Raw genomic sequence first — 17321 nt, forward strand, 5'->3', positions numbered from 1 at the left:
GCCGATCAGCTCGTGGGGTAGTCGACGAGCAGACGGGCGAGCAGGCGCGCGCCGTAGCCGGTGGCGCCCTTGGAGCGCCAGGAGTCGTCGGTGTCGGAGTTCATGGTGCCCGCGATGTCGAGGTGCGCCCACGGGATGTCGCCCACGAACTCGGCGAGGAAGAGCGCCGCCGTCGTGGCCCCGGCGTACTTGCCGCCGAGGTTCGAGAGGTCGGCGATGTCGGAGTCGATCTGCGGGCGGTACTTCTTCTCGAGCGGCAGCTGCCAGACCGGCTCGTCGGTGGCGGAAGCCGCAGCGGCGACGCGCGTGGCGAGCGGGACGTCGTTCGCGAACAGCGCCGCCGTCGAGGGCCCGAGCGCCATCAGCGCCGCACCCGTGAGGGTGGCGATGTCGATGATCGCGGCGGGCTTCAGCTCCGAGGCGAGCACGAGCGCGTCGCTCATCACCAGCCGGCCCTCCGCATCCGTGTTCTTCACCTCGACGGTCGTCCCGCCGCGGATGGTCAGCACGTCGCCGAGCTTCGTGGCGGAGCCCGAGGGCATGTTGTCGGTGCACATGAGGTAGGCCGTGACCTCGCTCGCGCATCCGGAGTCCTGCAGCGCCGTCATGGCCCCGAACACCGCGGCCGCACCGCCCATGTCCATCTTCATCAGCAGGTGCATCGGGTCGGAGGGCTTCAGCGAGATGCCGCCCGAGTCGAACATGATGCCCTTGCCCACGAGCGCGAGGTGCGTCTTCGCGGTGGCGCCGCCCTGGGGCACGTAGTGCAGCACGATCATGCGCGGCTCTTCGACGCTTCCCGCGTTGACGCCGAGGATGCCGCCGCAGCCGAGCGCGATGAGCTCCGCCTTGTCGGCCACCGTCACCTCGAGGCCGTACTTCGGGCCGACGCTCACGGCGAGGTCGGCGAACACCGCGGCGGTGAGGTGGCCGGGGGGCGTGTTGGCGAGGTCGCGGGCGACGGCGGCGGCCCGGGCGAGCACGAGGCCCTCCTGCACGCCGTCTTCGACGAGCCCGGAGTCCAGCGGTGTCACGATCTCGAAGGCGGCGAGCGCCACGTGCTTCGAGCTGGTCTTCAGGGGCGTGTAGGCGTAGCGCGCCAGCACGGCCGCTTCGGCGACGGCGCGGCCGATGGTGACCTCGTCGAGCGGGTAGCTCTCGCCCACCACGAACGACAAGGCGGATGCGCGGCGCTCGGCCCGCACGAAGGCCGCCACCACGTCGCGCAGCTTCGCCTCGGTGCGCACGTCGTCGGCCCCGATGCCCACGACCACGACGTCGGGGGCACCGAGCTTGGGCACCGCGAAGGTCTGGCCGGGCTTGCCCTCGAAGCCGTAGACCCGCAGGGCCTCCCAGTCGAGGCCGAGTTCGGCGGGCAGGGCGCCGTCGGGCGCCACCGGGTAGCCGACGGCGACGGATGCGGTGCTCGCGGCGGACGCGACCGTCACGGCCGGCACCGCGCCGAGCGAGGGGAGCAGGGGGAACCCGGCGGGGATCAGCCGGTGCGAGGAGTCGGGCATGGTGGGTGTCTCCATTCGTGTGCAGAAGTCAGAACGGCCAGAAGATCGGCACCACGAGCGTGGCGACGAGGACGAAGAGTGCGACCAGCGGCAGTCCGAGCTTCCAGTAGTCGCCGAAGCGGTAGCCACCGGGGCCCAGCACCATCGTATTGGCGGGAGTGGCCACGGGGGTGAGGAAGGAGGCGGCGGCCGAGACGGCCACGGCCATCAGCAGTGGCAGCGGGGAGATGCCGGTCTCCGCGGCCACCGCCACGGCGATCGGGGCGAGGATGAGCGCGGTGGCCATGTTGCTGATGAGCTGCCCGAGGATCACGGTCACCAGGCTCAGCCCGAGCACGAGCAGGTAAGGGCTCGCGCCGCCCAGCGCGTCGACGATGCCGTTCGCGATGAGGTCGGCGGCGCCCGAGCCCTGGATGGCGGTGGACAGCGGGATCATGCCCGCCACCAGGATGAGCGTCGTCCATGAGATCGAGCGGTGCGCCTGCGCCACCGTCACCACCCGCAGCAGCACCATCGCGCCCGCCGCCACGAGGGCCGCGATGGCCGGCGGCACGATGCCGATGGCGAGCAGCAGCACCATGCCGGCGAGGATGGCGATCGCCGCCCAGGCCCGGCCGGAGAGGGGCACGGCCTGCCGGCGCACCTGGTCGGGGTCGTCGATCACCACGACGTTGGGGTCGGCCACCGCCTCGGCGCTCAGTGCTTCCCACGTTCCCTGCAGCAGCATCACGTCGCCGGCCGCCAGCACCGTGCGCCCCTGGTCTTCGCCGCTGCGCTGCACGGCGACGATCACGAGCCGGCCGCTCTCGGTCACCATGCCGGGGAACACGGTCTCGCCGATGAATTCCGAGCGCGGCGCCACGACCACCTCGGTGAGGCCGGACTCCCGGTCGAGCACCGGCCGCGCCGGGTCGAGCGAGTACTGGGCCACGAGGGTCTCGGCGTGCCTGCTGAGGTCGCGGGCGGCGTGCTCGGCCTCGCGGTGCGGCAGCAGCCGGGGGCCGAACAGCACGATGATCAGCACCGTGCCGACCAGCAGCGGGATGCCCACGAGAGCGAACTCGAAATACCCGATCGGGCGTCCCGCGGCCGGGACGGCGAGTTCGGAGATCAGCACGTTCACCGGCGTGCCCGACAGCAGGAGCAGCGACCCGGCATGGGCCGCGAAGGCGAGCGGCATGAGCAGCTGCGAGGGCGGCTGCTTGATGCGCAGGGCGAGCACCACCACCATCGGAACGAGGGCGGCCACCGCTCCGTTCACGCTGATCAGCGCCGTGAGCACGGCGACCAGCAGCGACACCAGCACGACGATGCGCGAGCGCTTGGTGCCGGCCCGCGCCGTCAGCTGCTGGCCGGCCCAGGTGGTGACCCCCGTCGCATCCAGGCCCTCGCCCACCACGAAGAGCGCGGCGATGAAGATGATGACGGGGTCGCCGAAGCCGGCGATGGTCTGCTCGAAGCTGTTGATGCCCGTGACGTAGAGCGCGAGCGCGACGCCGATCGCCACGATTCCCACGGGGATCTTGTTCCACACGAAGGCCACGATGGCCAGCAGTAGAACGATCAGGGTGATCGCGATCGGGTTCACGGGCGGGGCTGCCTAGTCGTCGTCGCGGGCGTCTTCGAGCTCGAGGGACTCGCCTTCGGCGCCGTCGGGCTCCCCTCCGCCCATGCGCGCCGGCATGCGGCCGGCGGGCACGATGGCGAGCACGGCGATGCCGGCGAGCACGAGCAGCGACACCTTGAGCGCCTGCAGGCGGGCGAGCTCGTTCACGGCGACGGCCTCGTCGACCTGGGCCGGGGTGGCGCTGGTCGCGTCCATCACGGCTCGCAGATGGTCGTTCGTGATGAAGTTCACGCTGTCCAGCGGCACCTCGGCCTGCAGCGACGGCGGGATGCTCGGGTGGTCAGCCAGGCCCGACGCGATGAAGGAGCTCAGCATCCCGACCGCGAACACCGTCATCACGGCGATGCCGACGCTGCCCGAGATGTTGTGCACGAGCCCGCGCCAGGCGCCGACGTCGCCGGCCAGGCGCTTGGGCGCCGAGGAGAGCAGGGTGTTGAACACGAGCGCCACGATGGCGCCCTGCCCGAGGCCGAGCAGGATGAGGCCCACCACCACGAAGAACTGACCCCAGTCGTTCCGCACGGTGAAGGCGATGATCACGAGCGCGAGCGCCACGATCACGAAGCCGGCGCGGGCGATGACCCGGGGCGGGAAGCGCTTGTAGAAGCTGGCCACCACGGTGTTCGCCACGAAGATCGAGATCGTGTAGGGGATGATCGACAGCGAGGTCTCGAAGCTCGACCGCCCCTGCACGATCTGGATGTAGAGCGGGATGAGGAAGTTCGCAGCCGTTCCGATGAACAGCATCGCGGCCATGCAGAAGGTGGTGGCGCGCTCGGCGCCCGATTTCAGCACATCGAGGTCGAAGATCTGCGGGAGCCCCGCCTTCTTGCGCCGGCGCAGCCAGAGAAAGAAGCACTGGCCGCCGACGGCGCCGAGCAGCACGAGGATCGGCGCCGGCGAGATGCCGAGAACGTCGAACGGCGCGTTCGGGGTGGCGAGGAACACGCCCCACGAGGTGAGGCCCGAGAAGCCGAAGCTGAGCAGGATGATCGAGGCGGCCGCGAGCAGCGCACCCACGATGTCGATCGAGAGCTCCTTCTGCGGCGCCACCGGCGAGAAGCGGAAGCTCAGCACGAGGTTGATCACCCCGAGCACCGCGATGAGGGCGAAGGAGTAGCGCCAGCCGATGGTGGAAGCGAAGGAGCCCGCGATGAGCAGGGCCAGCACGCCGGCGGCCGGGATGGCGGCGGCGAGGTAGCCGATGGCCTTGGCCTGCTGGTCGCCGCGGTAGTTGGTGGAGATGAACACCACGAGGGCCGGCGCGATGAGGGCGATGACCGCGCCGGAGGCCGCCTGCGCCACGAAGAGCATCACGGGGCTCACGGCGAGCGCGATGGCCGCCATCGCGGCCGCGTGGATGACGACGGCGATCTGGAAGACCCGCCGCGTGCCGAACTTGGCGCCGATCTTCGCGCCGAGCAGGATGAACGCCGCCATCGCGAAGGTGCCGGTGGTGATGGCCGTGCCGATGCTCGTGGCGGGCATGTCGAGATCGGTCGAGATGCCCTGCATCGACACCGTGAGGGTGTTCACGGCGAAGGAGGCCTGGATCTGGGTCAGCACCACCACGATGAGTGGCAACCAGGAGGCCCGCGCGACCCGCGCGGCGGTGGTGTTCTGCACTGATCCTGCTGACATTCTGGATGCCCCCGACTCGCTTGGGAAACGGCACCTGGCCGATCAAGAGTCACACTAGGGCCGGGGCCTCGCGCGCTCCGCATCATGGCGCAGGATGAACTCATCATGGCGCAGTACGGCATACTGTGGCCATGCCTCGTCCTCTGCGGCGGTTCACCCCGCGCAAGCCCGCACACACCGAGCTCGTGGGCCGCGAGGGCATCGAGCTGATGGGCTGGCACTCGGCCATCGGCGTCGCCGATCCGGAGGCGTTCCGCGGCTCCCTGAGCATCGTGGTGTTCGACGAGACCTCGGTCGCGCGCAGCCGCCTCTCGGCCGGGCGTCAGGTGCGCTCCGCCGCCCATGTCGACGCCCTCGACGTGGGCACCACCTTCGTGTTCCTGCACCGCGGCCGGGCGACCGCGCGCCAGGGCGGCCACGAGCTGGCGCTCTCGCCGGGGAGCGTGGCCATCCTGAACGGGTTCGAGCCCTACGAGATCGAGGGCGGCGACGACTACGACGCGGCCGCGGTGACACTCGCCCGCAACGCGCTGGCGCGCTTCGGCGTTCCCGACTTCGAGCGCGACACCCGTGAGCTCCCACGCAGCGTCCTCACGAGCGCGGCCGCGGCCTTCCTGCTCGCACTCACCGACGACCTCCCCCGCCCCGGTTCGGCCGAGGGCATGACCACCCAGCGGGCTCTGCAGACGATGCTCGTGGGCATGCTCGTGAGTGCCTACGCGAGCACCGACGAGGTGGAGGGCCACGCCGAGCGTCTCGCGCGCGCGGTCGCCTTCATCGAGAGCAACGCGGCCGACCCCGATCTCGACGCCGCCGACGTGGCCACGGCCCTCGGCATCTCGGTGCGGCATCTGCAGCGCGTGCTCGGCGCCGCCGGCACCTCGGTGAGCGACGAGATCCGGGCCTGCCGACTGCGCACCGCCGCCGCCTACCTCGGCGACCCGGGCTGGCGGTCCTCGACGCTCGACGAGATCGCGGCCGCCTGTGGCTTCGGCTCGGCGTCGCGTCTGCGGCGGGCCTTCCAGGCGGTGCACGGGATGTCGCCGGTCGCGTTCCGCGCGAGCGCCCCGCCGCTGCCCGACACCGCCCTCACCCGCCACTGACTCCGCTGCCCGGCGCGCCGCCCCTCGGGTGGGGAATTTAGTTGTCGGTACAAGTGTTTTAATGAGCACTATGACGAACGCATCCGATCTCCTCGCTCCCGACACCGCGATGGGCGCCGTGACCCTGCGGGTCGGCGACCTCGACGGCATGATCGCCTACTACCGCGACGCCGTGACGCTCGACGTGATCGCGCAGCATGGGGACAGCGCGGTGCTCGGCCGCGGCGGGGTGCCCGCGATGATCCTGCAGCACGCCCCGGAGCTCAAGAACCCCGAGCCGCGGGCCGCGGGACTCTTCCACACCGCGATCCTGTTCGAGTCGGAGGCGGCGCTCGCCGCGGCCGTCTATTCGGTGGCCACCCGCTTCCCGCAGTCGTTCACAGGCTCGAGCGACCACCTGGTGTCGAAGGCCTTCTACTTCAACGACCCCGAGAACAACGGGGTGGAGCTCTATTGGGACCGCGACCGCACCGAGTGGAGCTGGACGCACGGGCAGATCGAGATGTCGACGCTCTTCCTCGACCCGAACGCCTTCCTGCAGCAGAACCTCACCCAGGAGATCGTCGACGACCCGAGGGTCGGCGGAGCCTCGATCGGCCACGTGCACCTCTCGGTGGGCGACGTCGCCCAGGCGCGCGACTTCTACGTCGACAAGCTCGGCTTCGAGGTCACCACCACCTACGGCCCCTCGGCACTGTTCGTCTCGGCCGGGGGCTACCACCACCACATGGCCATGAACGTGTGGAACTCGCTCGGCGCCGGTCGCCGGCAGCAGACCCTCGGACTCGGCCAGGTGGAGATCGTACTGCCGGATGCGGCGGAACTCGGCGCCACCGACGAGCGCCTGCGCCACTTCGGCCTACAGACGGCGAACGACGGCCGCAGTGTGACCGTGGCCGACCCGTGGGACAACACGATCCTGTTGCGCCCCGCCACGCCCTGAGCACCAGGCCGGAATTCTTGATCGCCTTGCGTTCGAAACCTCTGTCTCGTCTGTCTCTTTACATCCGCGAAACACTGGTGAAACGATTTGCATACTTTTTGCGCATTAGCGTAAGGCTCCTTGCACCTAGCTGAGCATCCGCCCCAAAATCCCGAAGAAACATCAAGCGCCTCGCTCGGCGCCGACGTCCTCCCGTGAGGTTCTCGCGCCCCTGCACCGGCGCTCTTCGGCGTGCCTGGACGGCGGATCCTGCCGAAGAAAGAAGGACACCGCCACGATGCACGAATCCTCCCCGCGCCGCCGGCGCCTGCGATCGGCCCTCGTGGCCGGCGGGCTCGCCCTCGGCCTCTCCCTGGTGGGCGCAGCCCCCGCGTTCGCCGCCGGGCCCACCGCCGGCACGGTCACGCTCTACGCCACGCCCACGGTGACCGTCGGAGATAGTGTCGACGTCGAGCTCAGCCTCGCCGGCACCGCCGACGTGTTCTCCTACGAGATCGTGGTCGGCTACGACCACGCCGCTCTCAGCTACGTCGCCGGCAGCGCGAGCGACGGCCCGGCCGGCGGCTTCACCTCCGCCACCGACAGCGCCGACGGCGTGCACCTGCTGTACACCCGCCTCGGCACCTCACCCGCGATCGGCGGTGACATCCCGCTGACGCTGCAGTTCACCTCGCTGGCGAGCGGAGCCGCGAACATCACCGTGCCGAGCGTCACCGTGGTCGACACCACCGGCGGAACCGACACCCTCACCGATGCGGCCGCCTTCGCCGTCGTCATCGAGGCGCTGCCGACACCCACCCCCACGCCCACCCCCACGGTCACTCCGACCGCCGAGCCCACCGCGACCGCCACGTCGACCCCGGCCGCCGTGGCCTCGGGCGACTCCGGATCGCTCGCGCTCACCGGTCTCAGCATCGGCGCCCTGGTGCTGTTCGCCGTCGCGGCCCTCGCCGCCGGAATCCTGGTGGTCGTGCGCCGCCGGTCTGCGAGCGCCCGATGAGCCGCCGCACCCCTTCCCCCGTCTCCGGGGCCGCTCGGTCCCCCTTCTCCTCGAGGAACGATTCCGTGAAATCCAGCGCCTTCCGACGCGCACGCACCACGGCGGCCGCCTCCGCGGGCCTCCTCGCGGTGCTCGCGGCGGGAACCGTCGTCGCCACCCCGGCGAACGCCGACCCCGCAGCCGCACCCGGCGCCCCCGCCGCGTCGATGCTCGCGCCCTACTACACGGCGCTCGACCTCACCGGCGACAAGCAGGTCACCACGCTCGACCTGCAGGTGGTCACCGACCACATCGGCGCGACCCCCGCCTCCGCCGACTGGCCCTCGGTCTCGGTGGCCGATGTCGACGCCGACGGCGTCATCACGGTCAAGGACCTCGCCGCCGTCTCCGAGCGCATGATCTACGACGACGGCCCCTTCACCCTGATCGAGGCCTCGACCCTCGACATGCAGGCCGCCATGAACGCGGGAGTCATCACCTCGGTGCAGCTCACCCAGGCCTACCTCGACCGCATCGCCTCGCTCGACAAGGTCGACTTCGACGGCCCGACCACGACGACCGGCTCCTCCACCACCGGCAACCTGCAGCGCCCGCTGAACTCGATCATCACCACGAGCACCGTCGCCCTCCAGGCGGCAGCGGCCGCCGACGCCACCCGCGCCGCCGACGGCATGACGAGCATGCTGCTCGGCATTCCGATCGCGCTGAAGGACAACTACGACACCACGGACATGGTGACGACCGGCGGATGCGCCTGCTGGGAGGCGAACCAGACCACGACCGACGCGAAGATGGTCGCCGGCCTCCGCGACGCGGGCGCCGTCATCCTCGCCAAGGCCAGCCTCGACGAGTTCGCCTACGGCTTCGTCTCGGAGTTCTCGGCCTTCCAGGGGATCGACTCCAGCACCACCAAGCAGAAGTCGGCCCTCGTCGCCAGCCCCTACGACACCACCAAGTCCGCGGGAGGGTCGAGCGGCGGAACCGGCGCCTCGATCTCGGCGAACTTCGCCGCCCTCGGCTTCGGCACCGACACGGGCGGTTCGATCCGCGTGCCCTCCTCCTACAACCAGCTGGTGGGCATCCGCCCGACGGTGGGGCTCACGAGCCGCGACGGCATCATCCCGCTTGCGCTCACGCAGGACACCGGTGGTCCGCTCGCTCGCAGCGTCACGGATGCTGCGGTCGCGCTCGACGCGGTCGTCGGGGTCGACGCCAACGACCCGATCACCTCCGAGCAGACGGGCCTCGTGCCGGACTCGTACACCTCGTACCTGGACCCCACCGCCCTTCAGGGCAAGCGGATCGGCTTCGTGCCGTCGATGATGGCCTCGAGCAACCCGACCGACAAGCGCCTCTGGGATGCCGCGAAGCTCACCCTCGAGGCTCAGGGCGCGACCGTCGTCGACCTCACGACGACCGCGGTGCCGTTCCCGACCGCCGACTTCAACAAGGTGCTCAACGAGGGCAGCGGCAGCACGAACGAGTTCAAGCACGACCTCGACGTGTACATCGCGAACCACCTCAGCTCGGCCGTGACGAGCCGTTCGCTCGGTGACATCATCGCCTCGGGCAACTTCGTGACCTCGCGCAACAGCACCTACGTGCAGCGCAACAACGTCACGCCGTCGCAGTACGATCTCTGGGCGAACCCCACCACGGGCACGCACACCACGCAGATCGCCACCGGCAACGCCCTCGTCACGAAGCTCATGACCGACAACGCCATCGACGCGATCGTGTACCCGAGCGGCACGCCGTACGGCACCTTCTCCACGAACCTCCGTCTCAGCCCGAACACGGGCATGCCGGCGGTCACCGTGCCGATGGGCCAGGCGAGCCCGACCGAGGCCAACCCCGGTGGCGGCGTCAACCTCGAGTTCCTCGGCAAGGACTACACGGAGGGCTCGCTGATCGGCCTCACCTACGCCTTCGAGCAGGCCACGAAGGCGCGTACCGCGCCGGCCCTGTACTCGGCAGCCGGCTGAGTCCCGACCCGCACCACGGATGCCCGTCCCCGGTCTTCGGACCGCGGGGCGGGCATCCGCTTTTCCGGCGGATGCCGGCTAGCGGTCGATCTCGCGCCGGTGGCCGAGATCGMCCACGACGATGACGAGCACCCCATCGTCGATGCGATAGATCACCCGGTAGTCGCCGGTGCGCACGCGCCACTCGGGGCGGGCGACGAGTTTCCTCGCGGCCGGCGGCCGCGGGTCGTCGGCGAGCAGCTCGATGACGGCCTGGATGCGGCGCTTGGCCTCGGGGGGCAGTGTGCGGAGTGTTCGAACGGCTGTAGGGAGAACCTGAACGTCGTACCGGGTCATGCCAGGCCGAGGTCGCGTTTGACCTCGTCCCAGGGAATCGGGGTCTCACCGAGACGCTCGGTCTCCTCCCACGCCGCATCGACCGCGCGGATGTCGGCGAGCTCCTCGGCGTCGGCGAGCAGCTGCTGCAGTTGCTCGGCATCGACGATGGCCGCGACGGGGCGGTCGCGGCGGGTGAGATAGACGGGCTCACGATGCGAGTCGTCGACGAGAGCGGCGAGCTTGCCTCGCGCATCCGTGATGGTGATGACGCTCATAGTCGGAATATTACCCCGATCTCGCTGATTATGTACATTACGAGCGAAAGATGGCGCCACGGGCCCGAAGTTGTGTGCGGCCCGAAAGGCGCGAGAATAGTTGACGTAGACCAATTAGAGAAAGCCGCCCGATGACTCACGACCTGATGACCCCCGAGAAGAACGTCCAGCGCATCATGTGGACCGGCACCGCCTGGTTCGCCGCGGCGGTCGGATCCGTGGCCATCGTGATGGGCCCGCTGCTCGCCTCGGGCTGGCGCCCCTCGGTGCTCACCGAGGGCGGCGGCGTGCTGTTCTGGGTGGGCTCGGCGTTCGTGGCGCTCAGCATCGGGCTGATCGGCTGGTCGGGCTGCCCGATCCTCGAGGTGAGCGTGCCGGTGGCCGACCACAACAAGACCCGCACCATGCAGGTGGGCACGCTTCTGTTCATCGTGGGCGGTGCGGCCGCCATGGTGGCCATCCTGCTCGGGCCCGCGCACTAGCGACTCAGCGGATGCCGAGCCTGCGCAGGTGGGCGTTCGCGAAACGGCCCTCGGGGTCGAGGCGCTCGTAGACCGCCCGGGCGTCGGCCAGGCGCGGCACCACGGCCGCGATGCGCTCGGCGTCGAAGAGGTGCAGCTTGCCCCAGTGCGGCCGGGCGCCGAAGGGCTCGAGCGCGCGCTCGATCAGCGGCAGCACGGCCCGCACCCCCGCGTCGTCGGGCAGCCAGGTGAAGTGGATGGCGAGGGTGTCGCGCCCGTAGGCCCCGCTCAGCCACTGCTCGTCGGCCGCCACCGTGCGGAACTCGCTGAGGCCGAGCAGCGGGTCGATCACGCCGGCGAGCTCGCGCACCGCGGAGAGCGCGGCCGCGGCATCCGAGCGCCGCACGAAGTACTCCGTCTGCAGCTCCTCCCCGCGGGAGGGCACCGTCTCGAGCCGGAAGTGCGGCAACCGCTCGTTCCACGGGCCGGGGACTCCGCGCTCGGTGAGATTGGGTTCGAGGGCGAGGCCCGCGGGCTCCCGGATGCCGCCCAGCAGCGAGCGCTCGGGCGCCAGCCCCACGGCAGCCTCCTCCTCGCTCAGCCGCGTCTTGACCCACACGTGCTCGAGCTCGGGCACGCCCCAGTGGGTGAGCACGCTCACGCTGTAGCCGGAGCCGAGCAGCGCATCCGGGTCGGCGAGGAAGTCGGCCCAGGCGATGCCGTCCCAGGCGTCCTGCTGCACGAGGTAGCTCGGCTGGACGTCGAGGGTCAGGCGGGTCGTGACGCCGAAGGCGCCGGCTGCCACCACGAGGGCTCCGAAATCCGGATGACCGCGGTCGGTCACCACGAGCTCGCCGCGGTGATCGACGTACTCGAGAGCGTGCACCGCCGAGGAGAGCGTGCCGTTCGTGTTGCCCGATCCGTGCGTTCCGGTGGCGACGGCGCCGCCGATGGAGATGTGCGGCAGCGAGCCCATGTTGTGCAGGGCCCAGCCGTGCTCCTGGAGCGCCCGGGCCGCGATGCCGTAGCGCATGCCGGCGCCGACCGTCGCGAGGCGGGCATCCGCGTCGATCTCGACGCCTGCGGGGAGCCCCGCGGTGGAGATCAGGGTGCCGCTCGTGTCGGCGATGTCGTTGAAGGAGTGACGGGTGCCGAGCGCGCGCACCGGGCCGGGTTGCCGGATGACGGCGGCCAGCTCCGCGACGCTCTGCGGCTCCGCCAGGCGGGGAGCCGTGAAGCGGTAGTTGCCGGCCCAGTTGAGGTCGGCACCGACGGCGCCGTCATCGCTGCGGCCGACAGCGTCGCGGTCGGCCGCGCTGCTGCCGGAGCTCTCCGCGAACAGCCGCCCGGTCACGAGCGCTGCCCTGCGGCGAGGCGGGTGGCGAGCAAGGCCCGGGCCGCCGGCGCACCCTCGGGCGTGAAGGCGTAGACGCGGCGGCGGCGCAGCTGCGTGTCGGTGTGCTCCTCCCACTCGGAGGAGATCCAGCCCTGGCGCTCGAGGCGCTCGAGGATCGGGTAGACGGTGCCCGACGGCCGCCCGCTGAGCTGCATGATCTGCAGCCCGAACATCGGGCCCTCTCCCTCGAGGAGRATCGTCAGCACGTCGACGGTGGGAGCGGTCACCCGCTGCAACGGTTCCATGTTCTCAACCTAGCGGCGGTCGTCCGCGTCCGCGCAGGGGCTCCCGGTCTCGTCACCGGTAGGCGCGCACGAAGGCGTCGGCGCCCGCGCGGGCCCGCTGCACGACGACGACGGGGGCGAGCGCGGTGCTGTCGAACATCGCACGGTCGAGGGAGGCACCGAGAACGAGGAACGCGAAGTGCTCGGCGGCGAGGTCCGGGTCGGGTACCTGCAAGAGACCTGCGTCGTGATAGCGCGCGAGCCGCCGGCCGATCGCCCGCATCACGCGAGCCGGGATGCGCTCGTAGTAGTCGGCCGCGAGCTCCGGGAAGCGGACGGACTCGCCCACGAGCAGACGACGGGTGGCCAGCACGCGGGGGGCGAGCACGGCACGGGCGTGCGCTTCCGCGAAGTCACCGATCTCCTCCCGCACGGGCCGATGGCCGATCACGGCCTCCGCATCCCGGGTCATGAACCCCTCGGCGGTCTCGGTGACGCGCTCGATCACAGCCCGGAAGAGCTCGTCCTTGCTCGCGTAGAGGTTGTAGACGGTGCGTTTCGCGACCCCGGCCTCCGCCGCCACCTCGTCGACGTTCGCCCCGACGAAGCCGCGGAGGGCGAAGTGCGCCGTCGCCGCATCGAGGATGCGCTCCCGCGAGCGCTGCGGCCGCGGATCGGACCGCCGGTCGCCGGGGGTTGCCCTCTCCTGGCGTGGGGCTGCTCTGGCTCGCCGTACTCGCCGGCTGGGCGTGGCTCGCGCTCGCCTGCGTGGCGGCCTACCGTGCGGTGCCGCATCCGGTGATCGCGCAGCGCTGAGCCCGGGGGCGCGCAGCACCCTCTGCACGCATCCACCTCCGCATCCTGTTGACTCGCCGAGTGACCATTGGCGCGAGACGCGCCCGGGCATAGCGTCGACAGGGAGTCGCGACGCACGAAGCCGCGCGCGACACCGAACGCAAGGAGTGCACCATGCCCAAGCCCGTCGCCTTCCTCCTCCTCGTCGCCGTGGCCGCCGGGGCCTACGTCGCCGGCACCAAGGCCGGTCGTTCGCGCTATCGCGAGATCAGCGGCGTCGCCAAGAAGTTCTGGGACGACCCGGCCGTGGCGAAGGCTCGCAAGCGCAGCTACAAGCAGGCGGAGAAGGCCGCGACGAAGATCGCCAAGAAGATCGGCGCCTGAGCCACGGCCGACACGAGCACCGGCGTGAGCGAGGGCCCCGGCACCGGCGGCAGCGCCGACACCTCCGGACGAGCCGGAATCCCCGACGCCGCCGGCATCCCGTCGACGGCGCACACCATCGCCATCCTCGGCGCCGGCGGCGACCTCACCGAGCGCTTGCTGCTGCCGGGGCTCGGCCAGGTGGTGGACGCGGGGCGCGACGTCGAGCTGCGTCTCGTCGGCGCGGCCCGCACCCCGCAGTCCCGTGAGGACTGGCAGGGGCTCGTGCGCCGCAGCCTCGAGGCGGCCGGGGTCTCGCCACACACGGTGCGCACGCTCGCGTCGACGGCCGAGTTCGTGCCCACCGACGCCTCCGACCCGGCCGAGCTGAAGGCCCTGCTCGACGCGTGCTCCACCTCCCCGGTGCTGTACATCGCCCTGCCACCATCGATGGGCCACAAGGTCGCCGCCGCGCTCGCGCAGATCGAGTTGCCGCCCGAGCTGCTCGTGGCGATCGAGAAGCCCTTCGGCGACGACCTGGCCGACGCCGAAGCCCTCAACCGGGAGCTGGCCGAGGCACTGGCCCCGTCGGGCGGCGCAGAGGGCCGCCTCTGGCGCATCGACCACTTCCTCGGCAACGCCACCGTGCACGGGATGCTCGGCCTGCGCTTCGGCAACGCGCTGCTCGAGTCGGCGTGGAACCGCGACACCGTCGAGAAGGTCGAGATCGTCTACGACGAGGAGCTCGGCCTCGAGGGCCGCGCCGCGTTCTACGATCACACCGGGGCCCTGCGTGACATGCTCCAGAGCCACCTGCTGATGGTGCTCGCGCTCACCGCGATGGAACGACCGGATGCGGTCACCTCCGCCTCCGTGCACGCCCGTGTGGCCGAGGTGCTCGGCGCGGTGCGCGTGTGGCGCGACGACCCGTCGACCGCCCGACGCGCCCGCTACACGGAGGGCCGCGTGGACGATCGCTTCTTCCCGTCGTATGCCGACGAGCCCGATGTCGACGGCGCACGCGGCACGGAGACCCTCGCGCAGGTGCTGCTGCAGGTCGACGTCCCCCGCTGGGAGGGCGTTCCGTTCGTGCTGCGCTCGGGCAAGGCGATCGGCAGCCCGCGGGCCGAGGTCGCCCTGCACTTCCGCGCCGCGTCACCGCCCGCGGGCATCGCCGCACCGGCCGACAGCCCGGGCGGCACGGTGCTGCGCATCTCGCTGAAGAACGGCGACGTCGACCTCGACCTGCTCGTGCACGGCTCGGCCACGCCCGACGCCCTCGAGCGCATCCCCCTCGAGGCGCGACCCGGCGAACCGGAGCTCGGTGCCTACGCGCAGGTGCTGGCGGGCATCCTGCAGCGCGACACGCTGCCCTCGGTGCCCGGCGACGTGGCCGAGCAGTGCTGGCGCATCGTGACGCCGATCCTCTCGGCCTGGGCCGCCGGCGAGACCCCGCTCGAGGAGTATTCGGCCGGGAGCGCGGGGCCCACCGGCTGGTGAGCCGGCGTGGCTCTGCATGACGAGCGGGCGGATCCCGGTCGCCTGCCGTGCTCAGCGCCGGAGCAGCCTGTTCTCGTAGGCGTGCACCACGATCTGGGCCCGGCTCTGCAGCCCGAGCTTGTGCAGCACGGCGCGGACGTGCGACTTCACCGTGGCCTCGCTCACGAACGCGGCGCGCGCGATCTCGCTGTTGCGCATCCCCGTGGCCGCGAGCAGGAACACGTCCCGCTCGCGCGGTGACAGGGCCGCCAGAGCATCGGGGACATCGGCCCCGCCGGCCGGCCGCGCGAACTCCCGCACCACGGTCCCGACGGGAACGGGCGGGGCGTCGCCCGCGTGCACCGCGCGGATCGTGTCGAGCAGCACCTCGGGCGTCACGTCCTTGGTGACGAAGGCGCTCGCCCCGTGGCGCATCGCCTGGAACACCGCCTCCTCCTGCTGGAAGGTGGTCAGAACGACGACCTGCGGTGCCGGCGCAGCGCTCGGGTCGCCGCCGACGCCGTCGGCACCAGCACCGGCACCGGCACCGGCACCGGCGGCATCCGGATCGCGCTCGCCCACGATCAGGCGGGTCGCCTCGATGCCGTTCGTGCCGGGCATCCGGATGTCCATCAGCACCACATCCGGGCGCGTGCGCCGCACGAGATCGACCGCCGCAGCGCCGTCGCCGGCGGTGCCGACGAGGTCGAGGTCGCGCTGCGAGTCGATGAGCATGCGCAGGCCGTAGACGAACAGCTCCTGGTCGTCGACCACCACCACGCGGATGCGCCGATCCTCGGCCGCGAGCTCCGCCCCACCGGCCGCGGACGCCCGGGCGGCGCTCATGCGGCCACTCCGGCGGCTCGCCGCTCGGCGGCCTCGTAGAAGGGGATGGATGCCGTCACCACGAAGACGCCCTCCTCCTCGTCGCGCGCGGCGGTGAGCCAGCCACCCGCGAGCCGCGCACGGTCGGTCATGCCCCGGATGCCGAAGGTGCGTCCCGCCGTCGCCGCCGCCCCCGCCTCCGGCACCGCGCACGCCGCGCTCGTCACCGTGAGCACGAGCCCGTCGCCGCCCCAGGCGAGCGACACCGACGCCGCCGGCCGGCTGCCGCCGTGCTTGAGCGCGTTCGTGAGGCTCTCCTGCACGATCCGGTAGACGCTCAGCTCCTGGGCCGGGGTGAGCATCCCCGGCTCGCCGAGGCGCTCGAGCTGCACGGTCATCCCGGTGAGCGACACCCGTTCGACGAGCGCGTCGACCTCGGCGAGCCCCGGCTGCGGCCGGGTGCCGTCGTCGTGCAGGCCTTCGAGCAGGCCCCGCAGGTCGGTGAGCGCCGACCGCGCCGTGTCGGCGATGCGGCGCAGTGCTTCGTCGGTCTGCTCCGGGACGGCATCCGCCTCCGGGATGGCGTCCTGCTCCGGGAGCTCGCCCGGCTCGGAGGGCTCCAGCGCCGCTGCCCCGGAGGCGCGCAGGTAGCGCGAGCCGTCGGCCACGGCCACCACCACGGTGAGCGAGTGGGCCAGCACGTCGTGCACCTCCTGGGCCAGCTCGCTGCGCTCCCTGACGCTCCGCAGTTCGAAGTCCGCGGCGACGAGGGCCGCCTCGGCCTCGGCGAGCGCCTGCCGCTCCGCGCGCCGGCGGCTGCCGGCATGCAAGGCCGCCCCCGCGCCCCAGGCCAGGAGATAGAGCACTCCGCCGAGGACCATGAGGCCGATGGCGAGCTGCGCTGCGCCGAGCGGAACGCCGAGAAGGAGGAGCGACATCCCTCCGGTCCAGCTCGCCCAGTCCCCGACCCAGACGAGCACGATCCCGACGGTCACCGCCTGCACGGCACCCACGGCCAGTGCAGCCCAGCGAATGCGCGATGTCGCGCTGAGCGCGACGACGAACCCGACGACGAGCGCCGCTTCGTAGATCGGCCAGGTGGTGGACTCGGGCGCCGAGAGCACGCCGGCGAGCTGCAGCAGCGGCACTCCCCCGATGATCGCTAGCGACACCACCGGCAGCAGGCGGCAGACGGCGATCGCGACGGCATACAGGCCGAGGCCGATGAAGAACCCCGGTTCGTGCGTGCGGCCGACCTCGGCGTTGATCCAGAGCAGAAGGAAGACGACGCCGATCACCGGCTCGATGAACAGGTTGAGGCGCTCCGTGAGTGACGACATGCCGACACGCTATGCGCTCGGGCACG

17 protein-coding genes are annotated in these 17321 nt (G+C 71.4%); 7 read left to right on the top strand and 10 right to left on the bottom strand.

All coding sequences use genetic code 11. The features are described 5' to 3' along the window. Positions 1-5 precede the first annotated feature (5 nt). Genes VD659_RS04305 through VD659_RS04315 form a run of 3 tightly spaced genes read right to left on the bottom strand, consistent with a single transcriptional unit; the run spans position 6 to position 4773 of the window. On the bottom strand, positions 6-1520 hold the full coding sequence (locus VD659_RS04305; protein WP_423259883.1) for a leucyl aminopeptidase: 1515 nt from the start codon (positions 1518-1520) through the stop codon (positions 6-8). Positions 1521-1548: 28 nt separating this feature from the next. Next, on the bottom strand, positions 1549-3108 hold the full coding sequence (locus VD659_RS04310) for an SLC13 family permease (RefSeq protein WP_423259884.1): 1560 nt from the start codon (positions 3106-3108) through the stop codon (positions 1549-1551). A 12-nt stretch (positions 3109-3120) separates the two neighbouring features. Then, positions 3121-4773 carry an MFS transporter gene (locus VD659_RS04315; RefSeq protein ID WP_423259885.1) on the bottom strand — a complete coding sequence of 551 codons (1653 nt, stop codon included), beginning with the start codon at positions 4771-4773 and terminating at the stop codon, positions 3121-3123. 146 nt (positions 4774-4919) lie between these two features. Between VD659_RS04315 and VD659_RS04320 the strand changes: the two genes are divergently transcribed. The 4 genes from VD659_RS04320 to VD659_RS04335 all read left to right on the top strand — a co-directional run bounded on the left by VD659_RS04320 (position 4920) and on the right by VD659_RS04335 (position 9819). After that, on the top strand, positions 4920-5891 hold the full coding sequence (locus VD659_RS04320; RefSeq protein ID WP_423259886.1) for a helix-turn-helix domain-containing protein: 972 nt from the start codon (positions 4920-4922) through the stop codon (positions 5889-5891). A 61-nt stretch (positions 5892-5952) separates the two neighbouring features. Next, positions 5953-6834: a VOC family protein gene (locus VD659_RS04325; RefSeq protein WP_423259887.1), complete on the top strand. Its 882-nt coding sequence runs from the start codon at positions 5953-5955 to the stop codon at positions 6832-6834. A 277-nt stretch (positions 6835-7111) separates the two neighbouring features. Beyond that, positions 7112-7834, top strand: a complete 723-nt coding sequence (locus VD659_RS04330) for a cohesin domain-containing protein (RefSeq protein WP_423259888.1) — start codon at positions 7112-7114, stop codon at positions 7832-7834. 65 nt (positions 7835-7899) lie between these two features. After that, positions 7900-9819: an amidase family protein gene (locus tag VD659_RS04335; RefSeq protein ID WP_423259889.1), complete on the top strand. Its 1920-nt coding sequence runs from the start codon at positions 7900-7902 to the stop codon at positions 9817-9819. A 78-nt stretch (positions 9820-9897) separates the two neighbouring features. Here the strand turns inward: VD659_RS04335 and VD659_RS04340 are convergent, their stop codons facing one another. Both VD659_RS04340 and VD659_RS04345 read right to left on the bottom strand, forming a co-directional pair. Further along, positions 9898-10155: a type II toxin-antitoxin system RelE family toxin gene (locus tag VD659_RS04340; protein ID WP_423259890.1), complete on the bottom strand. Its 258-nt coding sequence runs from the start codon at positions 10153-10155 to the stop codon at positions 9898-9900. Then, the gene (locus VD659_RS04345) at positions 10152-10412 is read right to left on the bottom strand and encodes a type II toxin-antitoxin system Phd/YefM family antitoxin (RefSeq protein WP_423259891.1); all 261 of its coding nucleotides are present in this window, start codon (positions 10410-10412) and stop codon (positions 10152-10154) included. Before VD659_RS04345 ends, VD659_RS04340 begins: the two co-directional genes overlap by 4 nt. 131 nt (positions 10413-10543) lie before the next feature. Here VD659_RS04345 and VD659_RS04350 point away from each other — a divergent pair, with 131 nt between their 5' ends. Then, entirely contained in the window at positions 10544-10894 is a 351-nt protein-coding gene (locus VD659_RS04350; protein WP_137838249.1) for a hypothetical protein, read from the top strand. Between the two features lie 4 nt (positions 10895-10898). On the opposite strand, the gene VD659_RS04355 is transcribed toward VD659_RS04350, so the two are convergent. Genes VD659_RS04355 through VD659_RS04365 form a run of 3 tightly spaced genes read right to left on the bottom strand, consistent with a single transcriptional unit; the run spans position 10899 to position 13139 of the window. Next, entirely contained in the window at positions 10899-12227 is a 1329-nt protein-coding gene (locus VD659_RS04355; RefSeq protein ID WP_423259892.1) for an FAD-binding protein, read from the bottom strand. Further along, positions 12224-12514, bottom strand: coding sequence for a PadR family transcriptional regulator (locus VD659_RS04360; RefSeq protein WP_423259893.1), 291 nt, complete (start codon positions 12512-12514; stop codon positions 12224-12226). The genes VD659_RS04355 and VD659_RS04360 overlap by 4 nt, the downstream gene beginning before the upstream one ends. 52 nt (positions 12515-12566) lie before the next feature. Beyond that, positions 12567-13139 carry a TetR/AcrR family transcriptional regulator gene (locus VD659_RS04365; protein WP_423260047.1) on the bottom strand — a complete coding sequence of 191 codons (573 nt, stop codon included), beginning with the start codon at positions 13137-13139 and terminating at the stop codon, positions 12567-12569. Between the two features lie 323 nt (positions 13140-13462). Here VD659_RS04365 and VD659_RS04370 point away from each other — a divergent pair, with 323 nt between their 5' ends. Together VD659_RS04370 and VD659_RS04375 are read left to right on the top strand one after the other, a co-directional pair. Continuing rightward, complete coding sequence (locus tag VD659_RS04370; RefSeq protein ID WP_137838246.1) at positions 13463-13672, top strand: hypothetical protein; 210 nt, start codon at positions 13463-13465, stop codon at positions 13670-13672. Between the two features lie 24 nt (positions 13673-13696). Next, the gene (locus tag VD659_RS04375) at positions 13697-15151 is read left to right on the top strand and encodes a glucose-6-phosphate dehydrogenase (RefSeq protein WP_423259894.1); all 1455 of its coding nucleotides are present in this window, start codon (positions 13697-13699) and stop codon (positions 15149-15151) included. A 51-nt stretch (positions 15152-15202) separates the two neighbouring features. Here VD659_RS04375 and VD659_RS04380 read toward each other — a convergent pair whose 3' ends face one another. Next, a complete protein-coding gene (locus VD659_RS04380; protein ID WP_423259895.1) occupies positions 15203-15976 on the bottom strand; it encodes a response regulator transcription factor in 774 nt (257 codons plus the stop codon). Further along, a complete protein-coding gene (locus tag VD659_RS04385; protein WP_423259896.1) occupies positions 15973-17295 on the bottom strand; it encodes a sensor histidine kinase in 1323 nt (440 codons plus the stop codon). The genes VD659_RS04380 and VD659_RS04385 overlap by 4 nt, the downstream gene beginning before the upstream one ends. Positions 17296-17321 lie beyond the last annotated feature (26 nt).

Origin of the sequence: Herbiconiux sp. 11R-BC, from assembly GCF_049472555.1 — a bacterium.
GTDB lineage: Bacteria > Actinomycetota > Actinomycetes > Actinomycetales > Microbacteriaceae > Herbiconiux.